Origin of the sequence: Pinibacter soli (assembly GCF_029961145.1) — a bacterium.
Classification (GTDB): Bacteria; Bacteroidota; Bacteroidia; order Chitinophagales; family Chitinophagaceae; genus Pinibacter; species Pinibacter soli.
Genome location: NZ_JASBRG010000005.1, coordinates 247708 through 261656 on the forward strand (window position 1 = coordinate 247708; position 13949 = coordinate 261656).

8 protein-coding genes are annotated in these 13949 nt (G+C 41.1%); 4 read left to right on the forward strand and 4 right to left on the reverse strand.

Annotation, left to right across the window (positions count from 1 at the left end):
* Positions 1-300: 300 nt before the first annotated feature.
* Both QJ048_RS08505 and QJ048_RS08510 read right to left on the reverse strand, forming a co-directional pair.
* Entirely contained in the window at positions 301-3054 is a 2754-nt protein-coding gene (locus tag QJ048_RS08505) for a GH92 family glycosyl hydrolase (RefSeq protein ID WP_282333911.1), read from the reverse strand.
* A 390-nt stretch (positions 3055-3444) separates the two neighbouring features.
* The gene (locus tag QJ048_RS08510; protein ID WP_282333912.1) at positions 3445-3798 is read right to left on the reverse strand and encodes a hypothetical protein; all 354 of its coding nucleotides are present in this window, start codon (positions 3796-3798) and stop codon (positions 3445-3447) included.
* 420 nt (positions 3799-4218) lie between these two features.
* Between QJ048_RS08510 and QJ048_RS08515 the strand changes: the two genes are divergently transcribed.
* Genes QJ048_RS08515 through QJ048_RS08530 form a run of 4 tightly spaced genes read left to right on the forward strand, consistent with a single transcriptional unit; the run spans position 4219 to position 7478 of the window.
* The gene (locus QJ048_RS08515; RefSeq protein WP_282333913.1) at positions 4219-4842 is read left to right on the forward strand and encodes a CPBP family intramembrane glutamic endopeptidase; all 624 of its coding nucleotides are present in this window, start codon (positions 4219-4221) and stop codon (positions 4840-4842) included.
* Positions 4802-5791, forward strand: a complete 990-nt coding sequence (locus QJ048_RS08520; RefSeq protein ID WP_282333914.1) for an NAD-dependent epimerase/dehydratase family protein — start codon at positions 4802-4804, stop codon at positions 5789-5791. Before QJ048_RS08515 ends, QJ048_RS08520 begins: the two co-directional genes overlap by 41 nt.
* Positions 5784-6674: an SDR family NAD(P)-dependent oxidoreductase gene (locus QJ048_RS08525; protein WP_282333915.1), complete on the forward strand. Its 891-nt coding sequence runs from the start codon at positions 5784-5786 to the stop codon at positions 6672-6674. The genes QJ048_RS08520 and QJ048_RS08525 overlap by 8 nt, the downstream gene beginning before the upstream one ends.
* 3 nt (positions 6675-6677) lie before the next feature.
* On the forward strand, positions 6678-7478 hold the full coding sequence (locus tag QJ048_RS08530) for a sterol desaturase family protein (protein ID WP_282333916.1): 801 nt from the start codon (positions 6678-6680) through the stop codon (positions 7476-7478).
* Positions 7479-7550: 72 nt separating this feature from the next.
* On the opposite strand, the gene galB is transcribed toward QJ048_RS08530, so the two are convergent.
* Both galB and QJ048_RS08540 read right to left on the reverse strand, forming a co-directional pair.
* The gene (galB, locus tag QJ048_RS08535; protein WP_282333917.1) at positions 7551-10097 is read right to left on the reverse strand and encodes a beta-galactosidase GalB; all 2547 of its coding nucleotides are present in this window, start codon (positions 10095-10097) and stop codon (positions 7551-7553) included.
* 279 nt (positions 10098-10376) lie between these two features.
* Complete coding sequence (locus tag QJ048_RS08540; protein ID WP_282333918.1) at positions 10377-13532, reverse strand: GH92 family glycosyl hydrolase; 3156 nt, start codon at positions 13530-13532, stop codon at positions 10377-10379.
* Positions 13533-13949 lie beyond the last annotated feature (417 nt).

A 13949-nucleotide genomic window follows, 5' to 3' on the forward strand; every position in this document is an offset into this window, starting at 1 on the left:
CGCGGGGAAAGTTATATCTGCAGAAAGTATAAAAAACGAGCTGACGGGTGCCGAATACAAGAAACGATTGTTCTACTCTACCTTCAGTGATTGGGTTGATGTTATGGAAAAAAAGGCAAACAGGGGATATTTCTGGTCAGAAAGTTGATGAATTAACTCTCCGCAGGCTATTCAATAGTCAACTATTCTTATAGGTTATTTAGGGATAGAATTAAAACCTAATCTGACAGCTTGGGCACCTTAAGCTATCGCACTTATTAAATCACCGCAAAATGTTAGATTAGGTTTTGACTTCTTCAATTAATTACAGGCAGGAGGTAATCCAGCCACTCCCCATTTATGGTTCGGCTTGTCCCCCATCCACAACTCAAGCTGTCCTCCTTTGCTGAAATCATTGTGAGTGAACCAAAATGTTTTCAAGGTGCTTCTGTTTAGCTTAGCCGATTGTATATACTTATTAGCAGAGCTGTTGTTATAGCACTTGATTACAAAACTTTCACCCTCGTAATAATTTTGATTCAGATGTATAGTAATTTCATCAAACAGTGGTGACGTAATTTCATAAACGGGTTGTTGAGCTTCATTGCCCATGATATCAAACAAGCCTATTGACATTAACGCACTTATTCCACCCATTTGACCTTCGTCTTCATCATGGCCACCATAACCGGCATCGGGAGTAGTGCCACCGTATGTCTGTTGCTGTACCTGCCTCACCCAATATTGTGTAAGCCATGGTTTACCGGCATAGCTGAATAAATGCGCATTGGAACAGCCTGGCTGGTTTCCATAACTGATGTAACCTGAACTGTAATCATCTACAAAATCTTGTTCTTTGGCTTTTTCAAAAGCAAAATTTAATTTATTGCAAAAACTATCTCTGCCTCCAATTAAGTCGATCAGCTTGGTAATATCATGTGAAACGCCCCATGTTGCCTGCCAGGCATTGGACTCTACCCAGCCAGCACCCGACAAAGGATTTGTATGTGTAAATTTTCCGTTTTTATCTTTTGGGAAAATAAATCTGCCCACAGTGTCGAAACAGTTCGTCCAACCCGATGCACGTTTTCTAAATAAGTTATAATCATTCTCTCTGCCCAGTTTAGCAGCCATTTGCGCTGCTCCCCAATCCTGAAACCCGGCTTCAATTGTAACACCGGCATTGTTGGGCCACCAACCATTTTTTATATAGAATTCAGCTGCTCCTCTGTCCATTTCACCGCCGCTGATCATACCGCCGGGCATCTGGTTCTCTTTAACTATTTCAAACGCTGTATTAGCGTCCACTTTTTTCAGCAGCCCTTTCATATATGTGCTCACTATGAAACTAGCCGCGGGGTCGCCTGTCATGATAAATGTATAACCGCCACCCATAGGAGCACGAGGTAATAATTTTCCGTTCTTAGCATACTCAAGAAGGCTGGCTGAAAAATCATCCATCAACTCGGGCCATGCTAAACCCCAAAGTACATTAAGGTTCCATTGCGTTAGCCAAAATGCGTCGGACAAATACATATTGAACTTTGGCCTGCCGTTTTCATCTTTTGGAACTGATTTTATTTTGAAAACAGCATCATTAAACTTACCGTTGCGTCCTCCAAATTTGGTAATTTCTGTTCTATCAGGATAATCGCCATTAACATCATTTATTTTTTGCCTCCCCAATAGCACATGCCACAGATCGGTATAAAACTTTTGACGCTGTTGAGGCGTTCCGCCTTTTGCTTCAATTCTTCCCAGGTACTGATTCCAAATTTTTGCAGCGTTATTTCTTACTTCATCAAAGTTCCATGTAGTGCATTCATGGGCAAGGTTATTTTTTGCATTTTCGACGGAAGTATAAGAAATGGCTATTTTCATATTGAGTTGTTCCCCTGCCTGCATTACATACTCCGCTCCTAATTTCACACTATCGCCTTCAACATGACTAATGTCTTTTTTGATTGTTTTATCGCCTTGCCATACGTCCAGAGATGTAAAGGGTTTATCAAATTGAATTACGAAGAAAACACGGATATCATTAGGGCCTCCCCAGAATCTTTTCACGGTGCTAAAAGACCCTTCGATTTCAGTATTACTAACTTTATCAATCCTGGCATCCACCATAGTGCAAACATTTTTCACTGTACTCCCCATATCAATAACAACTCGGGCATCAGACTTTTTTGTGTATTGAAATCTGTAAAAACTTACTCTGTCCGTCGCCGTTTGCTCTACCCAAATTTTATTTTTTTGAAGCATCACCCGATGATAACCGGGCTGAACTATTTCATCATCGTGATTAAAAGAGGACTTCCATGAATTCCTTCCTTCAAAAGGATTTTCCTGTGTTGTTGCTGGCATAATCTCTATTCCGGACATCATCCATGTGTGAATTTGCTGAAAGCCCAGAATTTCTTTTTCATTATAATTATAGCCACCACCAACCTGGTGTTTGTCGCGTGTAAGTGGAGCAGAAGTAGCCATACCAAATGGAAGACTGCCGGTAATAAAATATTCGTAACGACCCTTATTTGTTTCTATGTAAGGATTGACCAATGAGACATAATCTTTAGCTCCTTCAACAGACGGGTACACTTCGATTTCAGAAAATCCCAGATCACTACCAGTGCCATCCGTAACTTCAAATTTTATCCACTTTGTTTTCCGAGGGGTAAATTTCACAGCGAGCCCCGTGCCGTCCGATGGCAATTGATTTACCCACTCAATGCTTCCATCGCTAAATAAAAGTTTTACGCCTGAAATATTCTGCTGAAGAGAAACCCTGTCAAACAAAACGACTTTGTCTATCCATTGCGGTTCATCCCAACTCAGTTGAATCCATGGAAATTTAATATACCCCCAATTAGCTGTTTCTCCTTTACAGGCCCATTCTCCTTTTCCATCAACACCAATAATTCCATCGATAACATTCTTTTCTGAAAACTCAATGCCCGCATTGCTTGATGCTACAACCTTGGCCAAAGGAGCAATATTACCTGGACCGGCATACGACAAAGCTCCCTGACACGATAGGAAAAACAAAGCGATGTATATTAATGTAAACTTCATCATTAGATATTTTTTTAAAAAACATAGGGTTAATGACACAAAAACACTTTTCAATAATTAGCTTTTAGCTTAAAGTCCTGCCTTCCGTTTATTAGGAAATATATTGTTCGAAACAAAAATAAATCGGAATCACCTATCAACTTAAAATTCTGACGGGTCATTAAACGAGAACTATTTATTCGCCATCAAAAGTTACAGTTTTGGGAATGGCAATCTACTATTGCCATTCAGCGTGTTTAACTTCAATTTGCGAAAAAAAAAAGTCATTTTGCGCTCAGCAGATAAAACATCTATATAAAATCAGTTTTCTAATTTTGCGTACAACCAGATTATCTGTGCCATACTCGTCATCACAACCAAGGCAAGCGCGTTTGATCCTTGCCCTTCCAATTTTCAGTGGGCTACCAGGCGCTCAATAAAATACCGTAGTAGCAAAAATACATAGGTAGCTATCATGAGGTACAAGAACCATTTCAAGCATACGTTATAATAATCTTTCACGTTATGTTCGGGGAAAAACAAGTATCGTTTCTCTTGCTTAATTTCCTTAGGTTGTTCCGCAATCAATCTTTTTATTTCCTCTGCGTGTCGGTCAATTAACGCTTCAGTTGACCGGAGATTAGCCGGAGCAAGATCTGTTTGAAAATTTTCAAAATTATTCGCAAGCCTGTTATTTAAGTCATTTAACGAACCAACCATTTTTGCCAGATCGACCATCTCATGATTGGCTTCTTTTTGCTCTGCCAACACTATTGATGTCATTTTGCGTAAAAAAACAATCATTTTGCGGCTGTACCAAACGAACGGGATTTGCCAAATGATTTAATAAATAAATCTTCAATGCCAATCATCTGTTGTTACTAGTTGTGATGCATAAATTCTCTTTAGATATTAGTTTGAATCCCCCCAAGACACTTTCCGAATAAACCATAAGCGGAGCTGGCTGTTTGCGCGTATATGCGAAACGATTATAAAAAGAGCCGTTGCATATTTACTACTAATTAATTAACTTACTACGAGCAGGAAATGAGGTGCATGGTATTTAATTGGTAAAAGTAAACCCAACCAATATTGAACTACCCCTATTATTTAATACTCTTCTATTCAGTAAGCTATTTTTCATTTGCCATATTGTTATGGTTAAGCAAAGCAAAACAAGGGCTTCGCTTGTTTGATGATAAGGGCTTTGTTGCTAATCCGTCAATGCTCATCCTGCTACATGCAGGCGGTATCGTCCTCTTTTTATTTCCTTTGTTATTTGGTCATTTCAATTCATTTGTACTTTTTTCAAATAATGACCTGGCAAGTCCGGCGGCTTGGGTAACCATAATTTGTTTCCTCCTTTTATTATTTATTTCTCCAAAAATTGCGCAAAAAAAATATAGTAAGTCTGCGGGAAATGTATTGCCGGGTAAGTTGCCTGGAATGAAATTTATCATCCTCTATTTTATAGTTCGTATAGTATTTATCTGTGTTTATGAAAGTTGGTTCAGGGGTTATTTATTAAGTGATTCTACCAGTAGTGTGGGATGGGTGTTGGCGGCTTTGCTTAATGTTAGCTTGTATGCGCTTTTGCATATTGTGAATGGAAAAGATGAAGTGATTGCCTGTTTTCCGTTTGGGATATTGCTTTGTTGTTTATGTACCTGGCAAGGAGCAGTATGGCCCGCAATCGTATTGCATTTGGCATTGACAGTTCCCTATGAAATAAGCATGTTAAAAAAAATGTACCCTAATAATCAGCAGCCACATGAAAATATTAGTAACGGGAGCTTCAGGGTATCTCGGTAATAAACTGGCGAATAAACTTGCCGGCCTTGGTAACGAGGTTCATGCCCTTGTACGGTCCTCTTCTTCAATACATTTTCTACAGCACCCTCACATAAAAATATTTAAAGGCGATATTTTAGATAAAGAGGGTTTGATGACGGCCATGCATGGTTGCACACAAGTGTACCATGCTGCAGCCAAAGTGGGTGCATGGGCAAAAGATCCTGCTGTTTTTTATGATGTGAATGTGGAAGGTACCATGAATGTTTTGGATGCAGCACGGGCATTGGGTGTTGAAAAAACGATTTTTACCAGTACCTCCGGAGTGATTGGCCCAACGCTTAATAAACCTCTTGAAGAAAACGATTCCCGCCAAATTGATTTTGTGATTGATTATGATCTTTCAAAAAAACAGGCAGAAGATATTGTTGCTGCTTATGCAAAAGAAGGAATGAATGTGGTGACTGTTTCGCCTTCAAAAGTGTACGGCCCCGGTAATGTTTCTCATTCACTTACAGCCAATGCTATTATTGCTACTTTTCTACAAAAAAGAATCACGTTTATTCCATCGCCGGGTAACAACTGTGTTTGCTTTGCATTTGCAGATGATGTAGTGGCCGGTCATATACTGGCTATGGAAAAAGGTCGCAGCGGTGAGCGATATATTTTAGGTGGAATAAACATTTCCTATTACGATTTCTTTCACCGCATAAGAACATTGGCGCACTGCCGTGCAAGAATTATCAGGTTATCAAAAGGCACTATTAAAACATGGGCCGGTTTGCAGGAAATAACTCATAAAGTTTTTGGTGTACCGGTTCGGTTTCCTGTAAAATCAGTGGACCATGTTTTTAGCAACTATACATTCTCCAGCAGGAAAGCGATAGAAGAACTTGGTTATAGCATCACGCCACTGGATGAGGCATTGCTGCAAACTATTCATTTTTTAAAAAGCAACCAACATGCCTGATCATTTTTATACTTTAATTACCGGCGCCAGTGAAGGGTTTGGCAAAGCCTTGGCCATTGAATGTGCAAAGCGAAAAATGAATCTCATACTGGTAGCATTGCCCGGTATTGAATTACACGATTTGGCCACTTTGATAAAACGTGATTACACAGTAGAAGTAATCGTTATTGAGAAAGACCTCTGTGAAGAAAATAGTTGTTATGAAGTGTTTGACTATGTAATGTCATTGGGGCTATGCGTAAATATGCTGCTCAATAATGCGGGCACAGGCAGTACTGGCTCATTTGCAGCAGGTGATATTCATTTGTTTGAAAGACAGATCAAATTGAATGTACTTGCCAGCACTATTATTGCCCGCCTTTTCATTGATGAGTTAAAACAAAATAGCCCTTCTTATATTTTGAATGTTGGAAGCCTCGCTTCGTTTTTTCCTTTACCTAAAAAACAGGTATATGGTGCAACAAAATCATTTATCTATTATTTCTCAACATGTTTACGCAAAGAATTAAAGCAAGACCAGGTGTATGTGAGTCTTATGTGCCCGGGCCCGATGCTTACAAATATCACTGTCCGGTCGGTCATCGAAAATGGAAACTGGTTAATCAGGAATTGCAGTTTTTACCCGGAAGCAGTTGCTCCGATAGCTATTGATGGTTTATTAAAAAAGAAGAAAGTGATGGTTCCGGGAAAGCTCAACAATCTTTATATACTCGTGTATACCTTATTGCCTGATTTTATTAAATCGATCATTACAAACCGCTCCACAAAAAAACTAAATTCTGCCGCTTTCAAAAATATTGCTTTAGAAAGTTCATTAGCAGTGAACACGCCACAGTTTGGCCATAACAATGATAGAAACGATTCGATAAACAGCCATTTTTAAATTATGTTAACCTTCAATATTATAGGAGTAAGCTTAATGCTCATCGTTTTTGCTGTAGAAATTACGCTGGTGATCTTGCATACGCCGGAGAAGAAAATGATAAAGGATGTAAAGGCTAACTTTTTGCTGGGACTATTTTATTTGATAACGGGCCTTTCGGTGAAGGGTATGGCTTTCAGTGTTTATTCCTTTTTCTACTATTTCTCTATTTTCAAACCACACTTAACCTGGTGGTTATGGATTTTTGGTTTTTTGGGTTGTGAGTTTTGTCATTACTATTATCACTGGCTTGGGCATAAGACAAGAGTTTTTTGGGCAGCTCATGTAACACATCACTCTTCCGAATATTTTAATATTTCTACAGGCTTTCGTAATAATTTTTTACATGTATTCTACAGGTTCCTTTTCTGGTCACCTCTTTGCCTGTTTGGAATTCCTCCAGAGATGATTTTATTTTTTGAATCAATAACAGCTATTCAAAATTTCCTGGTACATACGGAAAAAATCGGCAAGCTTGGAATCCTGGACCGGATATTTAATACGCCGTCTAATCACCGGGTGCATCATGGTGTAAATCCCAAGTATATTGATAAAAATCTTGGCGGCATAACGCTGATCTATGATCATTTATTTGGCACTTATGCAAGGGAAGATGAACCGGCCATTTACGGAATCACCCATAATATTCATACCCACAATCCGTATAAAATAATTTTACACGAGTACATCCGCCTTAAAAATGAGTTAGCTACCATCAAAGGTTTTTCAGCCAAACTCAGGTATTTATTCTCGCCCCCTGATTAAGACTTTTGTCTCGCATAAAAAAAGCCCCTGTCTGGTTTGACAGCGGCTTATTTTCTAAAACTATTTCCAGATTTAATTCTTTGTATTTATCGATGTGCTTGCCATCGTCAGTCCCTCTCCTCTCGCAGTCACTTTAATTGTTCCTGTTTGTCCTTTCTTAGCTTTAACAATTACCAATGCCATGCCATTATAGACAGGTCGTTCGTGGCTTTGAAATGAAACAAAACTTGTAGCATCTCCGTTGTCGGTGGCCACAATTTCTCCCGGCCCTTCTATATCGAATGTAACCATTGGATGAGAGCGCGGCACCATCAGTCCTTCTGCATCCTGAACTTTTAACGTGATAAATGCCAGGTCAGAACCATCATTTTTAATTTGTTTGCGATCTGGTTGAAGAGCCAGCTTTGCTGCAGCTCCGGTAGTTTTCACAATATCTGTCGCCCACTGCTTTCCGCCCTTATAACAAATCACTTTGAGTTCGCCCGGTACATATTTTACATCGTCCCACATGAGACGAAAATCATTGCCTTCAGTTTTCTTCTTTCTTCCAAGGCTTTTACCATTTAAGAACAATTCTGCTTCATCACCTGAGGTGTACACGTTTACCGGCACAATGGAATCTATTCTTTCCTCCCAGTTCCAATGAGGGAAAATATGTGCAACCGGCAAAGATGGGCGCCAGTGCGACTGATAACTATAGAAACGATCTTTTGGAAAACCCGCTAAATCTATAATACCAAAATAGCTGCTTCTGGAAGGTGGCCGGCTTTTGCGGATCTTTTCCAGTTCGGCTTCAAGTTCTGCTTTCTTCGAAGAATCTGTCCGGAAATTCAAGAGATTGGTTTCATCTGAATTATAGGGCGTAGGCTCGCCAAGGTAGTCAAAACCTGTCCACACAAATTCGCCCAGTAAGTGAGGAAACTTTGCATTCGTTCTGAATTGCTGGTCGGGTGAACATCCCCAACCGGGCTTTGCCTGATCATAAGAAGATATTTGCCAGTTTTGATAATCGTTACCAAAATAGTACTCGCCACGGGAGCTGACACAAGAAGATGTTTCACTACCAATTGTTGGCTTGTTGGCATAACGAGGATCAGCATCCCAAACCGGTTGCTGATTGAAGAAATAATTCACACCCATAATGTCAAGAGCCACTGCAGCGCCGGACCTGCGACCACCGTCAGGATCGTTGTAGCCATTGGAAACAGGTCTTGTTGGATCGGTATTATGAACAATATCCACGAGGTGTTTGGTAAGTTCAACGTTCTGTTGCTCCATTACTTCGTTGCCAATGGACCAGATAAATACGGAGGGATGGTTACGATCGCGACGAACAAGAGCAGTAAGATCTTTCTCATGCCATTCGTCAAAGAGTTTATTGTAATCGTTTTTACGTTTCCCTTTTTTCCATGCATCAAATGCTTCATCCCAAACAAGAAAGCCCATTTTATCTGCCAGCTCTAACAATTCAGGAGCAGGTGGATTGTGTGATGTACGCAGTGCATTACAACCCATATCTTTTAACATAACCAACTGCCTGATCAAAGCACTCAAATTGAATGCTGCGCCGAGGGCTCCGAGATCATGATGGTTACAGGTTCCCTGCACTTCTACTCTTTTACCGTTGAGCAAGAAACCGTTGCGGGCCGTAAATTCCAGCGTTCTGATCCCAAATGGTGTTGTATAAGTATCCACAGTTTTGCCGGCAACACTTACCGTGGTGATGGCAACATATCGCTGAGGTTTTTCCAGGCTCCATCTTTTAGGGTTTGGTACAATTAACTGCGACGCTATGTCCTTTTGATTGCCTGCACTTAAAGTAATGTTTGTTGGCGAAGAAGCCACAACCATTGTCTTATAGCGATTGAAGGAATCCAGTTCATACACAACAGTGCGCACACTTGCCTGTTGTTGCTTTTGAGACTCGTTAGCAACTGTCACCGCTATGTCAACCTTTGCTTTCTGGTCGCTGACTTCCGGCGTAGTGATATAAGTGCCCCAATGTGCAACGTGTACGTAATCGGTTTTCACGAGCCATACATGACGATATATGCCTGCACCCGGGTACCAGCGTGAATCCCAGCTTTCAGTATCCAGTCTCACGGCGAGCACATTTTCTTTACCGGGCAACAAATAAGGTGTAAGATCCATACGGAACGAAGTGTATCCATATGGCCACGTGCCGATATAATGCCCGTTCAGCCAAATTTTGGCGTATGCCATTGCTCCATCAAAATCTATAAAAACTTTTTTGCCGGCGTCAGTAGCAGGCACAGTAAAATGTTTCCTGTACCATCCAATTCCTTTCCACGGAAGTTTTCCCGTTGAGCCTTCCAGTTCAATACGGAACGGCCCGGAGATGGCCCAGTCGTGCGGAAGATCTACTTTCTGCCAACCCGCGTCATTGTATGAAACGGATTCGAGTCCGGTTGGCTCATCCTTTTTGGTACCATCAGCCTGCATTCCATAACGTGAGAACTGCCAGGCGTCATCAAACAAAGTGAAATTTGCAGCACCCATTCTATCAATGGGCTTCTGTGCAATCACGGTGTTGATGCCACATAAAAAATTGATAAAAAAAGCAACGAACAACGAAATGGTAAAAAAACGGCATTTCATAACAATCGATAAATTTTCATGCAATTTAATTCTAATCTGGCGGAGATTATTGTTGATATATACCGTTGTCATATGACCTCTATCGGGTCTTCAATAGCTCCTATTCATTCGGGTAACGGTTCTGCCATTGCCTTACACTGCTTTTCTCGTTTTCACCTTATCACTATCCTGCATTATTTTGCCAGTATCCTATATTAAAATGATCCGTTCAGACCATCAATTAATCTTAATTAATTCTCTTAATACTTCCCGTTGGTGCTAATGTTTATTGTTGTTCAATCACTGACCAGACTGCATATTCAATTCCAGTTTTCCACCTTTAAGCACATCCTGTTGAGGTACCCTGAAATCATTCAAAGGTTTTCCGTTTAGCGAAGCAGAGGTGATGTATTTGTTTTCTTTGGACGCTCCGTTTGCTTCTATTACGAACTGCTTTCCACGGCCATACCTGCCATCAAGATTGATGGTGATTTTTGGATATCTCGGACTACCCAGTTCATACACTGGTTGTTGAGCGCAACCGCCGTCCATTTGAAATAATCCAATAGCGCTCATTACAAACCAGCTGCTCATTTGTCCCAAATCTTCATCGCCGGGATACCCATCGTACGGCGTTATGCCATAGTATTGTTCCTGAATGGCCCTTGCCCATTTTTGGGTCAGCTGCGGTTTGCCCGCCCAATTGAACAGATACGCAACCTCCATGCATGGCTCATTTCCATGATTGATCGGATAGTTTGCAAAATCGTCTCCCTGCGCATTAAAGTTTGCAAATGATGATTTGAACATTGCACTGTCGAGCCTCGACACAAATCGATCTTTGCCCACAGCAGCAATTAATCCCGTGGGATCCTGCGGCACAAACCAGCCATAGTTGAAAGCATTGCCTTCTATAAATCCAGGTGTATGGTAGGGATCAAACGGTGTGATCCAATCACCTTTCTCATTTTTTGGACGGATAAATCCAGTGGTGGTATCCATTAAATTCTTCCAACTCTCCGAGCGTTTTTGAAAGAATAAATAATCATCCCGTTTTCCCAGAGAAAGCGCCATTTGTGCCAAACAATAATCATCATATGCATACTCCATCGTGTTGGATACAGCGCCCATTCCACGCGGCACATAACCATAGCGTTGATACGGAACAATGTTCTCCACTCCCACTGTACCTCCACCGGCAAATTTCTGCGGTGGCGTGGTCATCATTTTTTTTAAGCCTTCATAAGCCAGTGGTAAATCAAAGTCGTGTATTCCGCTTTGCCACGCTCCCTGAATTTGCGATACCATATGCATGGCGACCATAACCCCTGTGTGTTCTATACCGGCGGGATCGGTATTGAACCATCCTGAATTTTTATATAAGGCAATAGCCGATCTTGCCCACTTTGAAGATATTTCCGGCGCTACTAAATTGAAAAGTTGCTGGTTGTTCCAGAATGTGTTCCAGTATTCACCGCTAACAATGCAATCATCTTTCCCCGAAAGTTTTTGCACCACTTCGCTTTCATCTCTGAAGCGTCCGTCAGCATCGCTCCATATGGCTTTCGCAGCAAGTGCACGATATAAATTTGTATAAAACTTTACTTTCTGAAGATAATCATCCGTTTGTATTTGAACTCTACCAAGGTATTCGTTCCACACTTTCTTCTGCATCTGAACCACTCCATCAAAGTCAAAATTAAAAGGCTTCGTAATTTCAGTTTCGAGGTTGTTTCTTGCGCCTTTTACATCTACGAGTGAAACGCCCGTGCGTACAATGATTTGCTCGTCCTTCTTTGTTTTATAATTCAGAAAAATGCCTGCATCTCCCTTACCGCCAATTTCATGAACATTCTCAAATATCTCCGGTGACGAATCAAACTCGTGGTTCATTTTCCATTCCGGAATATATCCTTTTACCGGCGCTACGTTGCTGTTAACCCAACCACCCATCGATGCGAAGGGCTTGCTCACCTGTATAACAAAATAAACGGTGTAGGATTGTTCTAATGTATATCCCGTAAACGCGTTGTAGTAAGTTGCATAGCCTTCTATCTCTGTGTTGCTAACCTTCGTGATCTTAGTATCTACAAGGTTGTGCGGATACTCGTTTGGCGTAAACATGTCAACCAAAATGCGGGCACTGTCGCTTGATGGAAATGTGTATCGCTGAATGGAGGCCCTTCTCGCAGCTGAAATTTCTGCTTTGATATGGGTATCGGTCATGTACACACTATATCTGCCAACTTTTGCATTCTCCGTTTTTTTGTCTATGCGTGAACGATAGCCTTCATCAGGATGATCTTCTCTGCCCGGGTTTACCTGCAGTTTTCCGGTGGTGGGCATCATTAGCAAGCCACACATCGTCCAGTCAGAAAAATGACTAAAGCCCATAATATTGTCAACCGTGTATTCATACCCGGCCTTCCATGTTTGATCCTGGTTGTCGGGCGCAATCTGCACCATGCTTAGCGGCAATGAGGGCCCGGGTTTAAACATCCACCTTGAATTGCCTGTTCCGATCAACAAATCAACATAATCGGCGTCCTGATGCAAAGGCTGCGATGAACGTGTAATCTGTCCCTCGTACACCACATCATTGCCTGACCTTATCACCACATGGCTGTTTATTTTTTTCCCTGAAGACGCAGTTGCCGGCATGTCTATTTCGAGAACGCTGTGACCGCTTTCGATTTTCTTAGTAACAGGTTTCAACCCTTCAATCTCAATGTTTAACTCTCCTCCGGAATTCAATTGATAAATATCCACGAGCAATGGTTGGATACGTTTATTCGAAACGCTGTACTCAAATGGAGCTGCTTGTGCAGATGCAATCAGCGAGCTGTATGAAGGAGCAACTTTGAGCGGCTTATCCGATCGCAATTGCATGTAGTCAAATACCAACCACGAGCCGGATACACTTCCTATCTGAACTATATTAATTCCTTTTTTCAACCAGCTACCCGGCACATCTACAACTACAAGTTGTGCTTTCCCAATTGCCGCAGCATCAGTCAATGAAGCACCTGTTCCCGCATCTAGCTGTTGCGTTGTGCGATGGCCATTTATGTCAATTTGAATAACAGGCGCATTCTTTTTATTAGCATCACCAATGGCAATAACAAACTTGAACTTTCCATCAGCAGGCTGTTGAGGTAATTGAAAGAATATCCTTGGAAAATGTCTTGGATAAAAGCCGGCCCAGTAGCCTCCGCCGCCCCAGCTATCCAGCGGGCCCGGCAGTACATATGGCCAATCTGTTGAATCGCTTGAAAACCCTACGTTGTAAACGGTATTTTCTCCACCAAACCTGGCCACAAAATCTTTGTATCGTTTTTGATAAAGTGCAAATTCTTTTCCCGTCTTATCTATCTTCCCAATTTGCCATACAACATTCTCCTGGGCAACGGACCGGAGACACACAAATAGAATTACTAAGAAGATGAATATTCTCATATGGTTGCGCAAAATTTATTATTGTAGCCTATATCGAAATGTGATTTAAGCAAGAATAAGTGTTTGGACTTTACTTTCCAAAAAGTGTTTTCAAAATCCTGGAAGGCATCAACTTACGAATTGCGATGTCTGGTGTTTGAGTTACGCTTATACCTATCAGTTAGTTGTGATTCACCTGAAAGATTATTAATCATAACTAACTCTCGGAACTTATTAATTTTTCAGAGAATTTCTTTTTCTGCAGTTTCCTCACGGATACTTCTTTTGAATGAGATAGCTTCGCCCGTTTCTTTTTTGTTTATTTTACTTATTATAATTCACCATTCATTTTCCACAGGGCTCGCAATGACGTGCCACTCTCGAATTCTGCTGTAACAGGTTGATGGCTTAAGTTCAAAATGGTAGCGCCGTCATTGC

Bases quoted from the DNA above. Each gene is read 5' to 3' on its own strand.
- QJ048_RS08505 (WP_282333911.1), bottom strand. From the start codon at position 3,054: ATGATGAAGTTTACATTAATATACATCGCTTTGTTTTTCCTATCGTGT.
- QJ048_RS08520 (WP_282333914.1), top strand. From the start codon at position 4,802: ATGAAAATATTAGTAACGGGAGCTTCAGGGTATCTCGGTAATAAACTG.
- QJ048_RS08525 (WP_282333915.1), top strand. From the start codon at position 5,784: ATGCCTGATCATTTTTATACTTTAATTACCGGCGCCAGTGAAGGGTTT.
- QJ048_RS08530 (WP_282333916.1), top strand. From the start codon at position 6,678: ATGTTAACCTTCAATATTATAGGAGTAAGCTTAATGCTCATCGTTTTT.
- galB (WP_282333917.1), bottom strand. From the start codon at position 10,097: ATGAAATGCCGTTTTTTTACCATTTCGTTGTTCGTTGCTTTTTTTATC.
- QJ048_RS08540 (WP_282333918.1), bottom strand. From the start codon at position 13,532: ATGAGAATATTCATCTTCTTAGTAATTCTATTTGTGTGTCTCCGGTCC.